Origin of the sequence: Streptomyces phaeolivaceus, assembly GCF_009184865.1 — a bacterium.
GTDB classification, from domain to species: Bacteria; Actinomycetota; Actinomycetes; order Streptomycetales; family Streptomycetaceae; genus Streptomyces; species Streptomyces phaeolivaceus.
The window spans coordinates 2,776,138-2,796,239 of sequence record NZ_CP045096.1; the positions used below are offsets into that span (position 1 = coordinate 2,776,138).

General features: G+C 71.6%; 16 protein-coding genes. 10 read left to right on the forward strand and 6 right to left on the reverse strand.

Going from position 1 to position 20,102, the window contains the following annotated elements:
- The first annotated feature begins 67 nt into the window (after nucleotides 1–67).
- From F9278_RS12990 to F9278_RS13020, 7 genes are read left to right on the forward strand one after another with little or no spacing between them, the layout of a single operon-like run.
- Nucleotides 68–748, forward strand: a complete 681-nt coding sequence (locus tag F9278_RS12990; RefSeq protein ID WP_152168466.1) for a class I SAM-dependent methyltransferase — start codon at nucleotides 68–70, stop codon at nucleotides 746–748.
- Nucleotides 745–5,181: an alpha-(1->3)-arabinofuranosyltransferase gene (locus tag F9278_RS12995; protein WP_152173831.1), complete on the forward strand. Its 4,437-nt coding sequence runs from the start codon at nucleotides 745–747 to the stop codon at nucleotides 5,179–5,181. The genes F9278_RS12990 and F9278_RS12995 overlap by 4 nt, the downstream gene beginning before the upstream one ends.
- The gene (locus F9278_RS13000; RefSeq protein WP_152168467.1) at nucleotides 5,178–6,797 is read left to right on the forward strand and encodes a condensation protein; all 1,620 of its coding nucleotides are present in this window, start codon (nucleotides 5,178–5,180) and stop codon (nucleotides 6,795–6,797) included. The genes F9278_RS12995 and F9278_RS13000 overlap by 4 nt, the downstream gene beginning before the upstream one ends.
- Nucleotides 6,794–7,567: a class I SAM-dependent methyltransferase gene (locus tag F9278_RS13005; RefSeq protein WP_152168468.1), complete on the forward strand. Its 774-nt coding sequence runs from the start codon at nucleotides 6,794–6,796 to the stop codon at nucleotides 7,565–7,567. Before F9278_RS13000 ends, F9278_RS13005 begins: the two co-directional genes overlap by 4 nt.
- Nucleotides 7,568–7,582: 15 nt before the next feature.
- Nucleotides 7,583–8,500 carry a hypothetical protein gene (locus F9278_RS13010; protein ID WP_152173832.1) on the forward strand — a complete coding sequence of 306 codons (918 nt, stop codon included), beginning with the start codon at nucleotides 7,583–7,585 and terminating at the stop codon, nucleotides 8,498–8,500.
- On the forward strand, nucleotides 8,497–8,754 hold the full coding sequence (locus F9278_RS13015) for a Trm112 family protein (RefSeq protein ID WP_152168469.1): 258 nt from the start codon (nucleotides 8,497–8,499) through the stop codon (nucleotides 8,752–8,754). The genes F9278_RS13010 and F9278_RS13015 overlap by 4 nt, the downstream gene beginning before the upstream one ends.
- Nucleotides 8,751–9,590: an FkbM family methyltransferase gene (locus F9278_RS13020; protein ID WP_152168470.1), complete on the forward strand. Its 840-nt coding sequence runs from the start codon at nucleotides 8,751–8,753 to the stop codon at nucleotides 9,588–9,590. The genes F9278_RS13015 and F9278_RS13020 overlap by 4 nt, the downstream gene beginning before the upstream one ends.
- A gap of 146 nt (nucleotides 9,591–9,736) precedes the next feature.
- Here F9278_RS13020 and F9278_RS13025 read toward each other — a convergent pair whose 3' ends face one another.
- Nucleotides 9,737–10,456 (reverse strand): hypothetical protein, encoded by a 720-nt coding sequence (locus tag F9278_RS13025; protein WP_152168471.1) that lies wholly within the window; start codon nucleotides 10,454–10,456, stop codon nucleotides 9,737–9,739.
- Nucleotides 10,457–11,131: 675 nt separating this feature from the next.
- Here F9278_RS13025 and F9278_RS13030 point away from each other — a divergent pair.
- Nucleotides 11,132–11,395, forward strand: coding sequence for a hypothetical protein (locus tag F9278_RS13030; protein WP_152168472.1), 264 nt, complete (start codon nucleotides 11,132–11,134; stop codon nucleotides 11,393–11,395).
- 668 nt (nucleotides 11,396–12,063) lie between these two features.
- Here F9278_RS13030 and F9278_RS13040 read toward each other — a convergent pair.
- From F9278_RS13040 to F9278_RS13055, 4 genes are all read right to left on the reverse strand, one after another.
- Nucleotides 12,064–13,368 carry an RNA-guided endonuclease InsQ/TnpB family protein gene (locus F9278_RS13040; protein ID WP_152168473.1) on the reverse strand — a complete coding sequence of 435 codons (1,305 nt, stop codon included), beginning with the start codon at nucleotides 13,366–13,368 and terminating at the stop codon, nucleotides 12,064–12,066.
- 353 nt (nucleotides 13,369–13,721) lie between these two features.
- Nucleotides 13,722–13,940 (reverse strand): hypothetical protein, encoded by a 219-nt coding sequence (locus tag F9278_RS46125; RefSeq protein ID WP_193241457.1) that lies wholly within the window; start codon nucleotides 13,938–13,940, stop codon nucleotides 13,722–13,724.
- A 217-nt stretch (nucleotides 13,941–14,157) separates the two neighbouring features.
- On the reverse strand, nucleotides 14,158–14,382 hold the full coding sequence (locus F9278_RS13050) for a hypothetical protein (RefSeq protein WP_193242111.1): 225 nt from the start codon (nucleotides 14,380–14,382) through the stop codon (nucleotides 14,158–14,160).
- Between the two features lie 91 nt (nucleotides 14,383–14,473).
- A complete protein-coding gene (locus tag F9278_RS13055) occupies nucleotides 14,474–15,694 on the reverse strand; it encodes a helix-turn-helix domain-containing protein (RefSeq protein WP_152168476.1) in 1,221 nt (406 codons plus the stop codon).
- A gap of 394 nt (nucleotides 15,695–16,088) precedes the next feature.
- Here F9278_RS13055 and F9278_RS13060 point away from each other — a divergent pair, with 394 nt between their 5' ends.
- Nucleotides 16,089–17,009, forward strand: a complete 921-nt coding sequence (locus tag F9278_RS13060) for an MEDS domain-containing protein (RefSeq protein WP_152168478.1) — start codon at nucleotides 16,089–16,091, stop codon at nucleotides 17,007–17,009.
- Nucleotides 17,006–17,440, forward strand: coding sequence for an ATP-binding protein (locus F9278_RS13065; RefSeq protein WP_152168479.1), 435 nt, complete (start codon nucleotides 17,006–17,008; stop codon nucleotides 17,438–17,440). Before F9278_RS13060 ends, F9278_RS13065 begins: the two co-directional genes overlap by 4 nt.
- Here F9278_RS13065 and F9278_RS13070 read toward each other — a convergent pair.
- Nucleotides 17,418–20,066 (reverse strand): LuxR C-terminal-related transcriptional regulator, encoded by a 2,649-nt coding sequence (locus F9278_RS13070; RefSeq protein WP_152168481.1) that lies wholly within the window; start codon nucleotides 20,064–20,066, stop codon nucleotides 17,418–17,420. The two genes, F9278_RS13065 and F9278_RS13070, sit on opposite strands and share 23 nt — an antisense overlap.
- Nucleotides 20,067–20,102 lie beyond the last annotated feature (36 nt).

Sequence of the window (20,102 nt, forward strand, 5' to 3'; positions counted from 1 at the left end):
CTTCAGTGGGGCGGCGGCTTTGAAGGATCCCTCTTTTCGGCGGTCCGTCACCCTCTTCCGGGCCTTCATGCGGGAGCAGGACGATCCCGAGTACTGCTACGCGTTGCTCGCGCGGGATGCCGTGGATCAGGTCGAGGCCTACGGGGGTCGGGCCGTCGACGGGTTGACCGTGGTCGATGTCGGGGGCGGGAGCGGGTACTTCACCGAGGAGTTCCGGCGGCGGGGGGCGCAGGCGTATCTCTTCGAGCCGGATCTGCGGGAGTTGGGGGCGAAGCCTCCGGACGGGGCCGTCGTCGCCGACGGGTATCTGCTGCCGCTGGCCGACGGGGTCGCGGATGTCACGTTCACCTCCAATGTGCTGGAGCACGTGGCGGATCCGCCGACGTTCATCAGCGAGCTCGTCCGGGTCACCCGGCCCGGCGGGCTGATCTATGTGTCGTTCACGAACTGGCTGTCCCCGTGGGGCGGGCACGAGTGGGCGCCCTGGCACTACCTGGGGGCGGAGCGGGCGCGGGCCCGCTATCGGCGCCGTACGGGTAAGGACGCCAAGCACACCCTCGGCGAGAACCTCTTCGCCGTGCACATCGGACGCACTTTGCGGCAGGTGCGCGGCCGGGACGACGTGACCGTCGTGTCGGCGCGCTCCCGCTACTGGCCGTTTCTCGCGGAGACCGTCGTGAAGGCGCCGGGGCTCCGTGAGTTCGCCACCTGGAACCTTCTCCTCATCCTCCGGCGGTGTCCACCATGACGAGCACGGTCCAGGCTCCACCTCCCGCGCCGGTACGGCCGCCGGGCACGACCGAGGGCCCCCCTCCTGAGGGCCCTCGGTCGCGGCGCTGGCTGCTGGGGTTCTGGGCCGTGGTGTTCGTGCTGCTGGTCGCGGCGCAGCCGGGGCGGCAGACCTTCGACACCAAGCTCGGGGTCACCACCGATCCCTGGCAGTTCGTCTCCGACCTCGGCCAGCTGTGGCACGACCGGGCCGGGTTCGGCGGGATCCAGGACCAGTACGTCGGCTATCTGTGGCCGATGCTGCCGTACTACGGGCTGACCGATCTGGTCGGGCTGCCGGTGTGGCTGGCGGAGCGGCTGTGGCTGTCGCTGATCGTGTCGGTGGCGTTCTGGGGTGCGCTGCGGCTGGCGGAGCGGCTGGGGGTCGGGAGTTCCGCGTCCCGGCTGCTCGCCGCCTCCGCCTATGCGCTGTGGCCCGTGTTCACGACAGTCGTGGGGTCGACGTCGGCCGCCGCGCTGCCGGGTGCGTTCCTGCCGTGGGTGCTGCTGCCGCTGACGAACGAGCGGTACGGCGCGCGGGTGGCGGCGCTGCGGTCGGCGCTGGTCATCCCGTTCATGGGCGGCGTCAACGCGGCTGCCACGCTTGCCTCGTTGCTGCCCGTCGGGTTGTATCTGCTCACCCGGACGCCGGGGAACAGACAGCGGCGGCTGATCGCCTGGTGGGTGCCGGGGGTGATCCTGGCGACCGCGTGGTGGGTGGTGCCACTGCTGCTGCTCGGCTTCCACGGGGAGAACTTCCTTCCTTACGTGGAGAGTTCACAGACCACGACGGCCACCATGTCGGCCACCGAGGCGCTGCGGGGCGCCGGGAACTGGGTGGCGTATCTGAACTTCGGTGAGGCCTGGCTGCCTGCCGGGTGGTCGGTCGCGGCCTCCGTGATCGTGATCCTGTCGTCGGCGCTGGCGGCGGGGCTGGGGCTGGCCGGGCTGGCGCGGCGGGACATGCCCGAGCGGCGGTGGCTGGTGCTGACCGTGCTGGTGGTCGCGCTGATCACGCTCGCCGGGTACGGCGGGGTGTTCGGGGCGCCCTTCCACGGGGTGGTCCAGGACTGGCTGAACTCGGGTCTTGTGCCGTTCCGGAACATCTACAAGTTCCAGACCGGGCTGGCGCTCGCCCTGGTCCTCGGGCTCGCGCATCTGGTGGCGGTGGCCACGCGGGCGCACGGGGCCCGCCCGGTGCGGGGTCGGCGCTTCGCCCCGCTGATCGCGGCCGTGCTGGTGATCCCCGGGCTGCTGTGGCCGTATCTCAACGGGGCGGTGCTGCAACCGGGTTCGTTCCAGGAGCTGCCCAAGTACTGGCAGTCGACGGCCGATTGGCTGAAGAAGTACTCGCCGGACTCGCGGGCGCTGGTCGTGCCGGCCACCGCGCACGGCATCTACACCTGGGGCACCACCGTCGACCAGCCCCTCGATGTGCTCGCCGAGTCCCGCTGGGCGCAGCGCGACTACGTCCCCTTCGGCACGCCCGGCAACCGGCGCGCGATGGACGCCGTCGAGCAGGCTCTGCTGACCGGCGCCGAAGTCCCGGGCCTGGGCGACTACTTGAGCCGGGCCGGGCTGTACTACGTCGTCGTACGCAATGACCTCGACCCGGACCAGCTCGGCGCGGTGCCGACGACGACCGTGAAGCGGACCCTGGAGCAGTCCGGGTACGAGCGGGTCACCGGCCTCGGGCCGACGATGACCGGCGGGCGGATCGCCGAGGGCACCCCGCTCCAGGTGGAGGGGCTGTACGCGCGGCAGCGGGCCGTGGAGATCTACCGGCCCGCCGAGGACGTACCGCGTCCCGGGCAGGCCGGGCTGAAGGCGATCGCCGACACGGCCGTCGTCTCCGGCGGCCCGGAGTCGCTGCTGCCGCTGGCCGCCGACCCGGAGCTGCGGGACCGGGCGACCGTGCTGACCGGCGACAACCACCCCGGGCTCGGGACCCCGGCCGTCCAGGTGGTCGGCGACGGGCTGCGGCGGGCGGACACCCGGTTCGGCCTGGTCAACGCCAACACGTCGTACACGTATACGGCGGACGAGCGGAACCCGAGCGGGAGCGTGCAGGACGCCGGTGAGCCGCCGAAGCAGATCCTGCCGGTGTCGGGGCTCGACCATCAGACGGTGGCCGAGCTGCGCGGCGCCAAGTCGGTGACCGCGTCCACCAGCGGCAACTGGCTGTTCCATCTGCCGCAGTACGACCCGGTGAACGCCTTCGACGGCGACCGGGACACCGCCTGGGCGGAGGGCGCGGCCGGGTCCGCGGACGGGCAGTGGCTGCGGATCGAATTCGAGGACGCCCAGGACATCCCGGAGACCTTCGAGGTCACCCCGCTGCCGCAGGACGGTGTGCGGTCGGCGCCGACCCGGATCAGGGTGGAGACCGAGCGGGGCTCGCGCTCCACGAACCTCCAGGCCGACGGCTCGACACAGACCGTCAACGCCCGTGCCGGTGAGACGAGCTGGCTGAAGATCACGATCCTGGACTCGGCGGAGCGGCACACCGGGCTGGTCGGCGCGGGCTTCGCCGAGGTCGACATCCCCGGCGTCAAGGTGACCCGGATGCTGCGGCTGCCGACCGACGCGACGGACCCCGACGGTACGGCGGCCGCCGCCGAGGTGATCTCGCTCCAGCGGGCCGCCGACCCGACCGGTCTCTCCCCGACCGGCACCGAGCCCGGACTGCACCGTACGTTCGCCACCACCACGGCGGGCACGTACGAGATGAAGGCGACGGCCGTCCCCGTGCCGGGCGACGAGCTGGACAAGCTGCTGTACGAGGTGGCCCCCGACCAGCAGACCCGGATGACGGCGACCGCCGAGTCCACGGCCTCCCTCGGGGCCGGGCTGTCGCCGCGCAACCTCACCGACGGTGATCTGACCACGGCGTGGATCGCCGGCGACGACCCGACCATCCACCTCAGCTGGAAGGACAGGTGGCCGGTGGGCTCGCTCGTCCTGGCCCCGGCGGGCGGACTCTCGGCCCGTCCGACCCAGGTCGAGATCAGCTCCCCGGACGGGGCCGTGATCGCCGCCGTCGACGAGAACGGCTCGGTCCGCTTCGACCCGATCAACACCGACCAGCTCGACATCACCGTCACCGAGACCGCCCCGATGACCGTCCACAACCCGGTCGCCGACGACGATCTGCAACTCCCGGTCGGCCTCACCGAGGCCTACGTCCCGGCCCTCGACCAGTACCGCACCCCGCAGCCCGCCCCGACCCGGGACTTCGAGCTGCCGTGCGGCGAGGGCCCGGTCGTCGAGGTCGACGGCACGCTGTACGAGACGAGCGCGCGGGGGACCGTACGGGACCTGGTGGAGCGGCGGTCCATCGACCTGACGCTCTGCCAGAACGGCGCGGCGGGCGGCGGGTTGGAGCTGGACGCGGCCGACCGGCACACCTTCGAGTCCGAGGACACCGGCGCCCTGGCCGTCACCACGGTGACGCTCACGCGCGGGACGGTCACCGAACCCGCCGCCTCCGGGCGGGAGTTGGGCATCCGGGACTGGCTCGGCGACCGGCGCGAGGTCACCGTCGGCGACGGCGCGGCCTCCTATCTGACGACGTACGAGAACTTCAACGACGGCTGGAAGGCCACCCTGGGCGGCCGTGAGCTGACCCCGGTCCGGCTCGACGGCTGGCAGCAGGGCTGGCGGATCCCCGGCGGCGCGGGCGGCACCGTCAAGCTGTCGTACGAGCCGTCGGTGACGTACGAGGTCGGGCTGATCGGTGCCGGGGTGGGCCTCGCGGCCCTGATCGGGCTGGCCCTCTGGCGCCGCCGGGAGCCCAACCCCGACGCGCCGCAGCCGACACCGCCGGGCCCCGGTCTCTGGCTCGGCGTGGTCGCCCTCACCCTCGTCGGCATCGTCATCGCGGGCTTCCTCGCCCTCCTCGTCCCGCTGCTCGCCCTTCTCGCCGCGAAACGGCACACCCTGCTCGTACCGATCGCCTTCCTCGCCCTGGCCGGAGCCGGTATCGCCGCCGCCGTCGGGGCGGGCGAACCGGTCGCGGCGGACCAGGGCGCGTTCGGGCCGGTGGCCCAACTCCTCGCGCTGATCGGGCTGTTCGCGGCGCTGGTGAGTGTGGGCGCGGACGCCGTGACCGCACCGGAACGGCCGGGCTCCACGCGGCGGTTCGAGGTACCGCCGGGGGCGCACGCGCCCACGGAACCGCTGCCGCAGCGGCGCCGGATCGGCCGCAGGACCCCGAACGGCGGGCCGGTGGCGGGTCCGACGATCTCCGCGCGGGGGCCGGGCTCCCCGCACGGCGATCCGGACGTCCCGAACGACCCGGACACCCCGACGCGGCGGATCTCGCTCGGCAAGCCGAAGTCCGGGACGACCCCGCCGGAGGACAGCGGCGGCGGCACGGGAAGCGGTGGTACGGGGAAGGGGGGCCCGATATGACGACGCTGGACCACCCCGCGCGGGACGACGCCGCCCACGGGCCCGTCCGTATCCCCTTCCCGGTGGTCGACGAGGTGTCCCGGCACTGCCTCCAGGAGGAGGAGCCCGAGACCGTCCACATCGAGGTCCACCTCCCGGGGCGCCTCGACCCCGACCGACTGCGCACCGCGTTCACCGCCGCGCTCCGGCGCCACCCCCGGATCCTCATGCGGGAGGCTCCGGGGCGGTGGTACCGGCGCCGCTACGAGTGGGAGCTGACCGAGGAGCCCGAGGTCGAGGTCGTGGCCTTCCTCCCGGCGAGCCCGCACGCCCTGCGGGACGCCCGCACGAGAGCGTTGGTCGAGGCCCCTCCGCTGAGCCTGTCACCCCCGATCCGCCTGGAGGTGGTGGAGGGAGCGGGCCCGGCGGTGGGCAGCGAGGCGAGTGACGACGTGGGGCATGCGGCGACCACAGCCAGGGGCAGCCGCGCCGTCCCCGTGCCCCACCCCGCTACGGCCGATCGCGCCGCCACCGCCCCTCACCCAACTGCGGCCGACCGCACCACCCCCCACCCAACCGCGGGCGATCGTGCGGCTGGGGCGGCACGGGTGGGCGCAGCGGCACCTCGTACCGCCGAGCAGCGGAATCTCCCCGCGGCCCACACCACCCCCGGGCGCCCGAAAGCCACCAGCACCGCAACACGCACCGGCACCGCAGCGCACCCCGGCACCGTCCTCTTCCTCACCATCAACCACACCGCGCTGGACGGCCCCGCCTGCCTCCGTATCCTGGCCACCGCGGCGGAGCTGTACGGCGGCAAGGACAACGCCCCCACCGCCCCACCCCTCCGCCCGACCCCCACCCAGGACGAACCGGCCCCGGCCGAGACCGACGCCCCCTCCAACTGGTCCCGCCCGGCACGTGTCGCCCCCGGCGCCCCCGAACCCTCCCCCGGCAACGGCCTCCTCGTCACCGAACTCCCGGTCCCCCGCCGCCCGAAGTCCGCCCCCTACACGGTGAACGACCAGCTCATGGTCACCACGGCCCTGATGCTCGCCCACTGGAACCGGGAACACGGCGCCCGCCCCCGCCCCCTGCGCATCACCATGCCCGTGGACGACCGCCCCAGGGACACGGACATGCCGATAGGCAACGGCACCCGCCTGGTCGAAGTCCCCTTCGCCCCGGCCGAGTTGAACCAGTCCCACACCCCCCTCGCCACCCTCCTGCGGCGCACGGCGGACCGTACCCGCGCCCTGAAGTCCGCCCCACGCCCCCAACTGGGCCACGGCGCCTCCCTGTTGACCGCCCCGGTGGTCCCCGTCTCCTGGCGTGCCGCCCTCACCCGGGGCCTGCGCCGGGCCGCCGCGCCCTGGACCTCGACCACCCTGCTCAGCAACATCGGCCGTATCCCCTACGCCCTGGACTTCGGCGAGGAGGCCGGCCGCGCCCACGCCGTCTGGTTCTCGGCCCCCGCCCGTATGCCCCGGGGCCTCACCGTCACGACCGCCTCCACCGCCGGCCGCCTCCATCTGGCCCTGCGCTGGTCGCGCGCCCTGCTCAGCCACGGCGACGGCGCCCACCTCCGCGACCTCTTCGAGCACTATCTGCACACGACGGAAGAGGACACCCAGTGACGCCGACCACCACACCGACCGCAGGCGCGGGCTCCTCAACACATCACCGGCGCAAGGGACTTCGGCACTTCTACGAGGACCCCACCGTCCCCGTCGCCTCCGGCACCCCCCGCAGCCTCGCCCAGGCCCGCATGCTGGCCACGGCCCTGGGACCGGCGACCGGAAGCGGCGGCCCCCGCACGATCCTCGACATCGGCTGCGGCGACGGCACGGCCGCGGCCATCGCCGCGCCCCTGCTCCCCGGCCACCGCATCATCGGCGTCGACTGGTCCCAGGACGCCCTGCGCCGCGCCCGCACCCGTGTCCCGTACGCGATCCGGGGCGAACTGGCCGACGGGGGGCTGCCGTTGAGGTCGGAGTCGGCCGACGCCGTGCTGTTCAGCGAGGTCATCGAGCACCTGGTCGACCCGGACTCGGCGCTCGACGAGATCCGCCGTGTCCTGCGCCCCGGCGGCCATCTGATGCTGTCGACGCCCAATCTGGCGGCCTGGTACAACCGCGCCCTGCTTCTCGCGGGCGTCCAGCCGGTGTTCTCGGAGGTGAGCCTGCGGGGCATCCACGGCCGCCCGGGGACGGAGGTCGTGGGCCATCTGCGGCTCTACACCGCCCGCGCGCTACGGGAGTTCGTGGCCGCGTCCGGCTTCGAGGTCGTACGGCTGCGCGGGGCGCCCTTCCACGGCGTACCGCGTCCGCTGCGTCCGCTGGACCGGCTGGTCTGCGCCGCCCCGTCGGCGGCGTCGATCCTGCTGCTGCACGCACGGAGGACGTAGGCGATGTGGTGGGGAGTGGCCGCGGCACTGCTGGCGAACGCGCTGTACAGCACCGGATTCGTCCTGGAGAAACGGGCCCTCACCGCGATGCCCCAGGTGACGGTCCGGGAGCCGTTGAAGCTGCTGCGGCAGGTGGTCGGCAGCCCGCTGTGGATCGCCGGCTCACTGTCCCTGGCCGCCGGGTTCGCCGCGCAGCTGGCCGTCTACCGGACCCTGCCGATCGCCGCCGCCCAGGGCATCTTCGTCTCCGGGCTGGTCCTGCTCGTCCTGCTGTCCGCGCGGCTGCTCGGCGAGGAGACCACCGGCCGGGAGCGGTACGCCCTCGGGGCCATCCTCGCCGCGCTGCTGATGGTGGTGCTGTCGCTGGACGAACGCACCGACACGGTCAGCCAACAGGCCCCCTACGCACTGGTCCTGACGATCTGTCTGCCCGCGCTCGCGGCCGGGGTCGGGCTCTACCGGTCGGCCGAGCGGCGTGCCCGGCACCGGCACCGACTGCCGACCACGGGCGTCGAGTACGGCGTGGCCGTGGGCCTGCTGTACGGCGTCAGCTCGCTCGCGATCAAGGGCGTGTCGAGCCATCTGACCACAAGTGACCTCGGCGACGCGGTCGTCGGGCTGCTCCGCTCCCCGTACCCGTATCTCCTTCTCTTCACCGGCGCGTTCGGGCTGGTGATGTCGCAGGCGGCACTGCAGCGCTGCCGGGCCTCGCTGATCGTGCCGGTCTGCACGACGGTGACCTGTCTGTTCACGGCGGTGCTCGGCACGCTGTCGTTCGGCGAGTCACTGCCCGACGATCCCCTGCGACTGACACTGCGACTGTCGGGCACGGTGCTCGCGGTCGCCGTACTGCTGAGCATGCCCAAGCACGACACCCAGGCGCCGTCGGCGCACCGACCCCCCTCACCGGCCAAGGAGTCGACCCCTCCATGAACCCCGATGACCCGTTGCTCCAGATCCTGGCGTGCCCGCTGGACAAAGGGCCCCTGCACCTGGTGGTCCACGAGGAGGAACGCTCCGACCACGCCGAACCCGACCGGGCGCCGGAGTCGCTCTACAACCCCCGGCTGCACCGCCGTTACCCGATCGTCGACGGCATTCCGCAGCTGCTGCCGTCGTCGGGGGAACAGGTGACGGAGGACGAGCACGCGAAGCTCTCCGCGCTCCTGAGGGGGTCGGGCTCATGACCACGCTCGCCGCGCGGCTCGCGCCGCTCCTCCCGGACCGGCTGGTCGCGGCGACCGCCCGGCTCGTCTACCCGCGCTTCGAACCGGAGCTGGCCCGGCTCGACGAGCTGTGCCCGCCCTGGTGCGTTACGGCGGTGGACGTCGGCGGCTGGTACGGCCCCTGGACCCGGCGGCTGGCGGAACGGGCCGAGCGGGTGGTGACCGTCGAGCCGGTGCCCCGGCTGGCCCGGCTGCTCGCCTCCTCGGCCCCGGCCAACGTCCGCGTCGTCCAGGCCGCCGCCTCCGACGAGCCGGGCACCGCCCGCCTGTGGCTGCCGCCCGGCGACGACGGCGGACGGGGGCTGTCCTCCCTGGTCCGCCGGGACATCCACGGCCGGGCGCTGGACGTCGGCCGCGTCGCCCTCGACGGCCTCGGTCTCACCGACGTCGGGTTCATCAAGATCGACGTCGACGGCAACGAGATGGCCGTGCTGCGCGGCGCGTCCGGCATCCTGGCCTGCGACCGCCCGGCCCTCTTCGTCGAGTTGGAGGCCCGTATCCAGCCGATCGCCCCGGTCGTCGACCACCTGGCCGACCTCGGCTACGCCGGCTGGGTGCTGCCCGCCGGGACCTGGATCCCCCTCGTCCCGGCCGCCCTGGAGGCCCACCAGGCCCGTACGTCGCATCTGGCGTCCCAGGGGCTGCTCCGGCGCGTCCTGCCGTTCGCCGGGGCCCGGTACGTCAACTCGGTGCTGTTCCTGCCGGACGGGCGCCGCCCGGGTGAGCCGACGCCGGTGTCCGGCGCCGTACGCGACCATGGACCGCATGTCCTCCGCGAAGCGCCCCGGCCCCGATAGGCCCTCCGGTCCGCACGCCTCGCACTCCAGGTCGCCGATCTTCTATGCGGTGACCGATTCCGGCGTGCCCAGAAACAACCGGTATCGGGAAGGCCGACCAAGACGCCCAGTTCACGGCGGCCGTCCGTGGCCTTCAGAGCTTCACGCTAACGTCCGTCGCTGTCGCGGGTGAAGACGGTCCAGTGCCAAGAGTCCCCGTGGTAGTCGGTGTCGAACTCATCTACCTCGATCCATCCCGCCTTCCATTTCCCTTTGCCGTGGTACTCCGCCCGGCATGAGCACTGGCAGTCGGGGCGTGTTGCGTGCCGACAGGCCCCGTTGCATTTTTCGAACGGGTTGAACTCACGCCCAAGCATGATCACCTGGTTGTAGCGCAGCAGATGCCGAGCCAATTCGAGGAAGTGGCGGGTCGGCACGCTCCAGCAGCCCCGCTTCTCGTTCCACCTGAGGCCATGTGTGCTCGGAAGGAAGCGGCCGATGAAGCGCCGCTGTTCCCCCCGATTCTTACCCGGGAGCCACACATCCGCCGGGCCCGAGCCGGGAAGCATGACGGCCACGTAGCGGCGACCTTCATGCATGGGGAGCAATCTCGGCGCTGGAACCGGGTCGTCGTCGTAGAGGTTCATGGCGCGGCGGGCAACGTCGTGGGTTGTCCGAAGTTGCTGTCGTCGTCGGGTCGCCTTCGCCGCCTGTTCAAGCTGGTAGCGCTCGAACTTCTCGCCCCTCAGCCAGCGAACACGGGTGGACTCGCGGTAGGAGGAAGGACACAAGGAAGAAGAGAAATCCTCCCTCCAATGCGGGATGACGATCCCGCTCCGGAGTTCGACGATCTGACGGCAGTAACCGCATATGGGTGCGGTATTCAAGATTCCCGACCTTCCAGGACGGTGGAAGTGGCCAGCCACCCCCTACTGCCCCCAGATATACCAACGTGGGGCCTGGCATGAAAAGATCCGCCCTCATCGCACTTCGGCCCCGGACTCCTGCCAGTGAAACCACCGTGCAGGATATCGAGAACGATCATGCCCCGGTTTGGCGAGGGCGTTGGCACGGTTCTCGTACTCACGGCGGGCTTTGCGCTGGTCCGAGACCGCCGGGGCGCCCTCCGCCATCGAGAGGCTGGCGGAGGGCGAGGAGTTGGCGGTGCACGGAAGGGGAGGCGCTGACGTGCAGAGGCTAGCCCTGATCGAGCCGCACGGTCACGCCGTAGTCGAGCGCGGCACGCTCGTCAGGCTCCAGTTCAGCGGGCTCGGAGCAAGTCGACGACTGTGATTCGTTCCCTCGTTGGGCTTCCATAGAAGGTCGTCGACCAAGGGTGAGGAACGGCTGCCGACCGGTGTTGCCGGTGGAATTTCTGACTGCCAGAATGGACGGTCCTGGCAGCTCTCCGCCGAGGGCGACACATGGCTGATGACCCACGATCGCCCGCACCGCCATCCGGCTCACCGCCAGAAGGCGACGGCGGACGAAAGCTGCTGCGGCGGCGCGTGAGTGACGCCCGGAACAAGCTCGGGCCCGTCAGCAAGGTGAGGGTGCTCAGCATGGCTGCTGCCGTGGTCGGAGGCGTCATCGCCGTCGCTCACACCCGCACGACCGCAGCTGCGACCGACGACGAGGGCGAGGAGTCCGGCGGCATCCTTGCTGAGGTCGCCCGCATCCTCAACGTAGCCACTGCGGATCAGGACGACAGGTCCAGTCTCTCCAGCCCCCCGTCCCGGCCGCCCTACGTCGGTGGCGTAAGCGGCTACTGGCGCTTCCAGTGCCTCAACCCAGGCAGGCCACGCCACCGGCAATTGCAGGCATGAGCTGCGGTGGGTGGATGACTACACCAAGGGCGCCACGGAAGAAGAGGGCGCCGAGGTCTAGGCCGTTTCTGACGGCTTTTGGTGGGCTGGGTGGATCTGGGGGGTTGCCGGGCAGGACGTTCGTATGGTGCGGCGACACGAGGTCACGGACGCACTGTGGCAGAGGATCGAGTCTCTTCTGCCCGGCAACGGCGGGCCGGGCGGGCAGCGGGAGTGGGCCGTGAACATCAACTCGACCTCCTGCCAGGCGCATCAGCACCCGGCCGGAGCGCCGCGCCAGCACCCGGCCGACCACCCGCAAAAGAGGGCGGTCCCATGAGGAGGCCGATGGGCGCGAGGTGTTGGGGCGCTCACGGGGCGGGCTGACCAGAAAGGTCCATCTGCTCTCCGACTACCGGGTCCGCCCGTTGCTCCAGCCGCGACAACCGCGCCTACCTGCGACGGCGCGGCATCAAAGCCACCCTCGCGCAGCCCGACGACCAGCGGGCCCATTGCAGACGTTCCGGCGGCAGGCCACCAGCCTTCGACAAGACTCAGCACCGTCAACGCAACGCGGTCGAACGGTGCGTGAACAAGTGGAAGCGGTACCGCTGAAGAATCAGCGCCGTGAACCTCTGAAGGTCACAGGCCGTCCTCGACCAGCTCCGGATTTTGACATCCTCCCCCTCTCAAAAGAGGGGGATTCCAACCCGGTTGGGTTGAGGTTCACGGACGCTCGACCCCTTGCGGGGTGTCGTCCCTCCGGCACCGGCTGTCCGCCGGGGGCGGGGGATCCCGCCCTGTCCTGCCGCGATGTTGATACTGGCGTTGGTGTCCGCGTTGCAGGCGAAGCCACAGGAGGAACAGACGAACTCGGCTTGGCTCTTGCGCGAGTTCTTGTCGATCCAACCGCAGGCACTGCACCGCAGGCTGGTGTAGGGAGCGGGAACGTCTACGACCCGGCCGGGGGCCTTGTCTCCGGTGCGCTGCCGCAGCAGGCCCCACCCTTGGGCGAGGATGCTCCGGTTCAGCCCGGCCTTGGCCGCTCGGCCGTTCTTGAGGTACTGGTCAGGATCGTCGGGGTCGGGCTTCGCCTTGGCCTTGGCGGTCATCGTCTTGATATTCAGCTTCTCGAACCGGACACGGTCGTACGAGCGGGCGAGCATGGTGCTGGTCTTCTCGCACCAGTCCTTACGCCGGTCGGCTTCGCGGGCTTTGAGGCGGGCAGTTTTGGCGTATTCGGCGGTCTTCTCCGGGCTGCCCTTTGGGGCACGTGCAGCGCGCCGCTGGTGCTTGCGGATCTGCGCCCGCTCTTTGGTCGTGAGCTGGGGGCAGTTCAGCTTCCGCCCGTCCGACAAGGCAGCGGTGATGTTCACACCCCGGTCGATACCGATGACCTCACCGGTACCGGGTGCCATGATTGGTTCGGGGACGACCGCGAACGCGATGTGCCACTGCCCGTTACGGAAGGTGACCCGGAACGTCTTGGCATCGGGTAGCCCGACGCGGGTGAGGCGGAAGCGGACCCAGCCGCATCCGGGCACCTTTACCTGCGCCCACCGCCGGTTCAACTTCTGCACCACGACCGAGCGGCCCATCACCTGCTTGCCAGTTTGTGCGTTCAGCTTCGGCGATCCGTCTTCGTTGCACTCGGGCACGCGCCCGGTGCCGATGACGCGGAAGCCTTCGTGGCGGAACTTCTTGCGCCAGGTCGGCTCACCGAATCCGGAGGTGAAGCGGGCGTTCTTGGCCTTGGCAAAGTCGTTCAGGGCCTGCTGCTGCACGTCCACGTTCCCGGCGCCCAACCACTCGTTGTCTCGCCGGGCTTCGGTGAGCTGGCGGCACTGTTCCGCAAATCCGGGCGCGCACTTGCGCCACCGGCGCCAGTGCGAGTGCTGCTCAACGGCAAGGTTCCAGACGTACCGCGCGTGCGCGCAGTGCGTGAGCATCCGCTCGGCCTGCGCGGGCGACGGATACATCCGGAAACGTGACATGCCACGAACCTAGACACCCCGTTCCTCACCCGCCCACGCCTTCTACCAACATCACCCGTGAGAGTGACCGGCAATGCTTTCGCGATCCAGGACGCCCCCCGCCCACCAAGCCATCAACCCGCCACCACGAACAGCTCCAGGTCGGCCTCACCGCCGTCCCGCGACGCCGAATCACCCTGACGGCGATTCGGCTTTCCCCTGGCTGGCAAGCAAGGTGGCACGGGGCGTTCGCGCCAACGCAGCCCCCGGGGACAGCGCCGACCCGGTGGGAGCTGCGGTTCTCGGCGCCCGACGGGGCAGGGGTCGTGTAGGGAGTGTGTCGCCGCGTTCACGTGGGGACTGCCGCTTAAGGTTCAGGGCCCTTGCGCCCCGGCCGGGTCGGCGTCGCGCCGGGGCGTACGCCTTCCGGTACGGGCGTCGCGCCGTGCCTTGCGGTAGCGCTCTGACAGGATGTCCAGCTGCGGGCACTGGCCCGTGGCCTTCCCGTCCCTGTCGCGAAACGCGCGGCAGTCCGGGCAGCCGATGCCATGCGTGAGCAGCGCGTCGTACGCTGCCTCGACCAAGGGCGTCATGGGCGCTCACCTCGTGACCGGGCGTTGGCGGCTGCCACGCCCGCGCTGAGTACTTCGTGCGGGCGAAGGGAGCGGAGCTTGTCCGGCTCGGCTTCCCATTCCCGGCCTCCGCCGATCGGTCGTAGCTGTACGGACGGGCCGATGAAGTCCATGACCTTGCCGACTCTTCCGCGGCTGGTGTCCTCGACCGTATCGCCCACCGCTGGCTGGTACATGGTCACCGCCTCCGCTTCCGGCGTGGCGGTCGGGGGTGGTGGGCGCGGATCAGGACGTTGCAGTCGGAGACCCGTGACCAGTCGCCGCCGGCCTTGGCGGCTGCCCGCTGGGCGGCCAGCCTGGCGCACCGCTGGCAGTCGTCCGGCGGCTTGGGCTCCTCACCTGGGAGCCCGAGCACAATGGGCGGCTCCGGCACTGTCTGCTGCTTCGGGCCCCTGCCTGGCATGCGGTAACCCCTTGGTCTCGACGGTTTGTTGAGCTCAACCGACGGTAGGAGGCAAGGGGTAACCGAAGTACCACAGTCTGTAGTACTTGTGTCACACGACGCCGAGCCGAATACCCAGCTCCATCAGCTCACCCCGCCGCTTGGTACGGATCATCGTGCCCACCGTCTCCCGCACTCCGGCGTGCGCCCGCGTCGCCTGTGGGGCCAGCTTCTCCGCGTTCAGGAACGCCCTCAGCGCTTCGTCTCGCTGCCCGTTGTAGAAGTAGGCGCGCCCGAAGTCGATGTAGAAGTGGGAGCGCCGTTCCCGTGAATAGTCCGCCGGCAGTCGGATCTTCTCCGCGCAGGTGACCGCGTCCTTGCCGCGACCCAGCTCGACCGGCAGCGACACCGACCACAGGGCCGCGTTGGTGGGCCCGAACTGTAGCTGCCAGTCGTTCCGGTCCTCCCCGAGTTCTGCGGCGGCCTGCTGGGCGTGGCCGAGGTGGCGGACCGCAGCCGCCGAATCTTTCGCCCGAGCCAAGTTCAAGGAAGCCTTCAGGTGGAACGCCCCCTTCAGCGAGACCGTCGCCGGGCCGGGCGACGGAATGGTGCCCAGCTCGGTGAGCGCGCCGTCGATGATGGCGCCGGCTTCGTCGTGCTCGCCGATGGTGAGGAACTCTCCTGCGTCGTACCAGGATGCGGCCAGAACGCGCAGCGGGTCGCCCGTTTCGCGGGACGCCCAGACCACGCGCTCGGTGGCGAGGGTGGCGTCGCTGGAGTGCCCCAGCTTGTACAGGTACTGCATGGCGCACTCGTAACCGGACGCGAGGAGCCCGAATACGATGCGCCGCTCGTCGCCTGTGGTGAGTTCGGCGGCGACTTGGAGGTCTCGCAGCAGTCCAGGCAGCCCAATACCGGACTGGGTGAGGGCCGCGGCCTGCCGGAAACCGTTGGCCTCGGCGACTCGGCGGCGCAGATCTGCCAAGTCCACAGCGGCGGCTTCTGCATCGGTGGGTCGGGCCGGTCGTCCGTGGCGCATCAACGACCGTCGTACGGCGGCTACCGAGGCGACGGCGGTCTGTCCGTCGCGGTCGGCCTGGGCGGGCACGTAGGGGGCTCCGGTGATTTCGGTGGGGTGGCAGTCGAGGGCTTGGGCGAATGCGAGGACGACAGCCGCGCGGTCGAGGCTGCGCAGGCCCTGTTCGAAGTGGCGGATCGCCGAGAGGCTGTAGCCGGATTCGAGGGCAAGACGCTGTTGTGTCCAGCGGTGCCTTTTGCGGAGGCGGGCGAGGCGTTGCCCGTTGGACTCGGCGATGTCGACGGTGTGGGCCATAACTGGTCTCCAGTTCCTTGCTTCGACACTTGGAACGGTACGCCAAACGGGCGATGGTGCGCCCAGGAAGACTTCTGCGGGCATGAGTCCGCGCACTCCCCAACACCCCACATGCTACGGCTGGCTGATCGCCGACACCGTCCCCGAGGACATGCCCCGGGCGGTCGACGTCCCTGTCCGGCTGGTGTGGCCCGTGTGCTCCTCTCGCTGACCGGCTGCGCGGTCGTACGATGTCAGGTCACTTACGCGAGCGATCAGCCGAGTCGCCAACAATCCCAAAAACGGTGCCGAAGCGGAAGATTGGCGATCATCCGGCCGGTGACATGGCGTATGGGCCTACTGTCCGTGCAGAGTCCCGGCCCTCACGGGAAGATCCTCACGGGAAGGCTGTCCCATGACGACCCAGCACCGCGCGGAGCGCACCGTGCCCGTCGAGCGGCTGCGGCTGGGGGATCACGCGTGTATGGGGCCGGCGGACATCGAGGGCGCCGGTGAGTCGCCGTGGAAGGTGTTCACCGCCTACACCCGGACGAGCCTGGCGCGTGGCGAGAAGGTCCTGCTGGTCATGGACCCGGACGACCTGAGCGACGACGAGGTGGTCGCGCTGCTGGACCGGGGCAGCGGCCAGGTCGTGGCGGCTCGGGCCGGCGGTCAGCTGTCGCTCAAACGCAACACGGAGATCTACGCCCCCGACGGCCGCTTCGAGGAGCGGCGCACGATCGACACCTACGCCTCCGAGGTCGACCGTGCCTGCGACGAGGGCTGGGCGGGGCTGCGGGTCACCGCCGACATGAGCTGGGCGCCCCGGATGAACCTCGGCCACGACCGGCTGCTCGACTACGAGGCCTCGGTGGCACCGCTGTTCGCGGACCCGCTGTTCACCGCGATCTGCTGGTACGACCGCCAGCGCTTCGACGACGAGCTGACGGACCGGGTCGGCAAGGTCCATCCGATGCGGGTCATGGAACGCCTCGACTCCCTGGAGGTCACCGAGACCCCGGACGGCGGACGGATCGCCGGTACGGCCGAGCTGAGCACCCGCACCGAGTTCGTCGAGGCGCTGCGCGAGGCGCTGGAGCGGCGGGGCGCCTCGGGCCCCAGCCACTTCGTCCTCGACCTGCGGGACCTGTGTTTCATGGAGGCCCACTGCGCCTGGCAGTTGATCAGCCTCGCCGCGTCGCTCCCTCCGGGTAGTGAAGTCACCGTGCGCTGCGGCGAGTTGCTGGGGCTGGTGCTGGAGCAGTTGGGCGCCGGTGAGGTGCCGCAGCTGCTGGTCAGCGTGGAGGGTGAGGGGCACGGGGGCGAGGCCGGGTGAGCGAGGGGCCGCGACTGCGGAGCGAGTTCCGTCAGGCCGAACTCCCCTTGGTGCGCGCGCTGGTCGAGGAGGCCGCGCTCCGGGCCCGGTTCACCACCACCGCCAAGGGCGCCTTCACACAGGCCGCGTTGGAGATCTGTACGTACGCGGTGGTCCACGGGGTCGGCCCGGCTGTCATCCGACTCCGTGTGCTGGAAGGCGAGTTGCGCTGCGAGGTGACGTACGACGGGGCCGCCCCCGCTGCCGGACCGCACGACGACGGGCACGGGCTGCGGCTCGCCGAGTCGCTGATCGCCGGTCTCGGCGCCCCCGGCCGTATCGGCGGCCACCGCACACCCCGGGGCGCCACGGTCACGCTGTCGGCCCCGCTGCCGAACCCGGTGCGTACGCTCCCGGTCCCGCTGCCCGTCACAGTCCCGCCCGCGCGCTGAACCAGGCCGCCACCTGACTGCGATTGTGGAAACCCAGCTTCACCAGGATGCGTTCGACGTGGCCCTCGGCGGTGCGGCGGGCGATGACCAGATGGTCGGCGATCTGTTTGTTGGTACGGCCCTGGGCGACGAGGGCGGCGACCTGGAGTTCACGGCGGGTGAGCGGCACCGGGTCGGCGACCGGGGCGGTGACGTGGGCCGGACTCTTCGCCGAGGCCAGGGCATGGGCGTGGGGGTGGGCGTGGGTGTGGGCCGGTCCCCCGGCCGGGAGGGCGCCTTCGAGGGAGCCCTCGTGGGCGCCTTCGAGGGAGCCTGCGTGCGGGCCGGTCGGGAGACCCGACGGGAGAAGCCGGGGGTTCCGGCCCACGGCGGCCCCGGCCGCCGCGCCGGAGGCCGCTCCCGATCCGGACGCCGAGCCGTCCCGTCGGCCGTCCGGTCTCGGCGCGGCGGCCGGGACCGTACGCCGCCCGCCCGTCCGCCCGCCCGTCCGCGAGGCCGCCGCCGGGCCCTCCCGCCGGCCGCCCGCCCGCGCCCCGGGGGCCGTGCTCTCCCCCGGCTCGCCCAGCGCGTACGCGACGGCCTGTTCCGGTGTGAGACGGCCGCCCCGGCGCTGGGCCAGGGCGTAGGCGTGGTCGCCGAGCGCGTGCCGGGCGTGGTGTTCGGCGGCGCGGGGGCGGCCCGGCCGGAGGGCGTCCATGGGGTTGCCGCCGATGTCGTGCCAGATGCGGTCGACCGCGCCGCGCAGCACCCCGGCCCGTTCGGCGTCGCCCGCGAGGGCCTCGGCGGCGGCGAGCAGATCGAGGGTGCGGGCGAGACTCTGGTACTGGCGCACGGTGTACGGCAGCCGCAGACAGGCGCGGGCGTGCTCGGCGGCCCGGTCGTAGCTCCCGGCCGACCAGTGCGCGAGGGCGAGGGTGCGCAGCGCCCAGGAGCGGGCCCACTGTTCGCCGTGGGCCTCGCAGAGGGCGACGGCCTCGGCGCACAGCGGGATCGCCTCGGCGGCGCGGCCCCGGCTGACGAGGGAGCAGGCCAGCTCGACCCGGGTGAGGACGACGAAGACGGTGGAGGCGCGGGCCCGGACCGGGGCGAGGGCACCGGCGGGGACCGGCGGGGGCGCGGGCACCGGGAGTTCCGCGTCGGCGGCGGCTGCGGTCCGTACCGGGTCGAGGCCGGCCAGGACGGCGGCGGAGCGGCTGTGCACCAGGGAGGTCAGGGCGCCCGCCCACATGGCACGGGTCAGACCGGCGTCGGGTCGGGCCCCGGCGCGCAGGGCGCCGTCCATCCAGTGCCGGCCCTCGCCCCAGATGCCGCCCGCGACCCAGTGGAACCACAGCCCGGCGGCCAGCCGCAGCCCGTGCTGGGCCTCGCCGGGGGTGGTGAGACAGAAGTCGAGGGCGGCCCGGAAGTTGTCCTGGTCGATCCGGATGCGTTCGGTGATCTCGACCTGGTCGGGGCCGAACCAGGCCTGCTCGTACTCGGCGCCGAGCCGTGCGAAGTGGTCGCGGTGGCGTCGCCGGGTGTCGGTCGCCTCGCCCAGGTCGTGCAGTTTCTCCAGTCCGTAGTCGCGCAGGGAGACCAGCAGCCGGTAGCGGACCTGGCCGGCGTGCTCCTCCCGGACGAGCACCGACTTGTCGACGAGTCCGGCGACGGCGTCCAGCACGGCGCACGGGGCGATCCGCTCCCCGGTCCCGCTGTCCTCCCCGGCGCAGACGGCCTCGGCGGCGGCGAGGTCGAAGCCGCCGACGAACACGGACAGCCACGCCCACACCAACTGCTCCTGCGGGGTGCACAGTTCATGGCTCCAGTCGACGGCGGAGCGCAGGGTGCGATGGCGGGGCGCGGAGGTGGGGCTGCCGCAGGTGAGGAGCTGGTAGCGGTCGTCGAGGCGTTCGACGAGCTGGTCCACGCCGAGGGCGCGCACCCGGACCGCCGCGAGTTCGATGGCGAGCGGCAGCCCGTCGAGGCGGCGGCAGAGCCGGGCCACGGCCTGCTGGTTCGCCTCGCCGACGGTGAAGCCGGGCACCACGGCCGCCGCCCGGTCGGCGAACAGCCGCAGCGCGGGGAAGGACTCGACCGCCGCCGCGCTCGTGGCGGGGCTCAGCTCCTCCGGCGCGGGCGCGGGCAGCGGCGGCACCTCGAAGAGCTGTTCCCCGGCGAGCCCGAGCCGGTGGCGGCTGGTGGCGAGGATCCGTACGCCCTCGGTGGCGGCCAGCACGGCCTGGGCGAGGATCGCGCAACTGCGCAGCAGATGCTCGCAGTTGTCGAGGACGATCAGTAACCGGCGCTCGCGCAGATGGTCGACGAGGATCTCCAGCGGGGGCCGTACGGTCTCGTTGCGGACGCCGAGCGCGTCGTTCACGGCGTGCGGGACGAACGCCTCGTCGCTGTGCGCGGCCAGCGGAACGAGCCACACGCCGTCCGGGAACGCCCGTGCGACCTGTCCCGCCACATGTCCGGCGAGCCGGGTCTTGCCCACCCCGCCGGGTCCTGTCAGCGTCAGCAGTCTGCCCGCCGACAACAACCGTCTGACATCGGCCGCCTCGTCCCGTCGCCCCACGAAGCTCGTCAGCTCCGCCGGGAAACCGGAAGTGCGCCGCGGCTCCGATCCGCCCACGATGCTGGTCACGCCCTCAGTTGTGGTTCCCGTACGCGCTGTTGTAAC

Bases quoted from the DNA above. Each gene is read 5' to 3' on its own strand.
- F9278_RS12990 (WP_152168466.1), top strand. From the start codon at position 68: ATGCGGGAGCAGGACGATCCCGAGTACTGCTACGCGTTGCTCGCGCGG.
- F9278_RS12995 (WP_152173831.1), top strand. From the start codon at position 745: ATGACGAGCACGGTCCAGGCTCCACCTCCCGCGCCGGTACGGCCGCCG.
- F9278_RS13000 (WP_152168467.1), top strand. From the start codon at position 5,178: ATGACGACGCTGGACCACCCCGCGCGGGACGACGCCGCCCACGGGCCC.
- F9278_RS13015 (WP_152168469.1), top strand. From the start codon at position 8,497: ATGAACCCCGATGACCCGTTGCTCCAGATCCTGGCGTGCCCGCTGGAC.
- F9278_RS13020 (WP_152168470.1), top strand. From the start codon at position 8,751: ATGACCACGCTCGCCGCGCGGCTCGCGCCGCTCCTCCCGGACCGGCTG.
- F9278_RS13030 (WP_152168472.1), top strand. From the start codon at position 11,132: ATGGCTGCTGCCGTGGTCGGAGGCGTCATCGCCGTCGCTCACACCCGC.
- F9278_RS13040 (WP_152168473.1), bottom strand. From the start codon at position 13,368: ATGTCACGTTTCCGGATGTATCCGTCGCCCGCGCAGGCCGAGCGGATG.
- F9278_RS46125 (WP_193241457.1), bottom strand. From the start codon at position 13,940: ATGACGCCCTTGGTCGAGGCAGCGTACGACGCGCTGCTCACGCATGGC.
- F9278_RS13050 (WP_193242111.1), bottom strand. From the start codon at position 14,382: ATGCCAGGCAGGGGCCCGAAGCAGCAGACAGTGCCGGAGCCGCCCATT.
- F9278_RS13055 (WP_152168476.1), bottom strand. From the start codon at position 15,694: ATGGCCCACACCGTCGACATCGCCGAGTCCAACGGGCAACGCCTCGCC.
- F9278_RS13060 (WP_152168478.1), top strand. From the start codon at position 16,089: ATGACGACCCAGCACCGCGCGGAGCGCACCGTGCCCGTCGAGCGGCTG.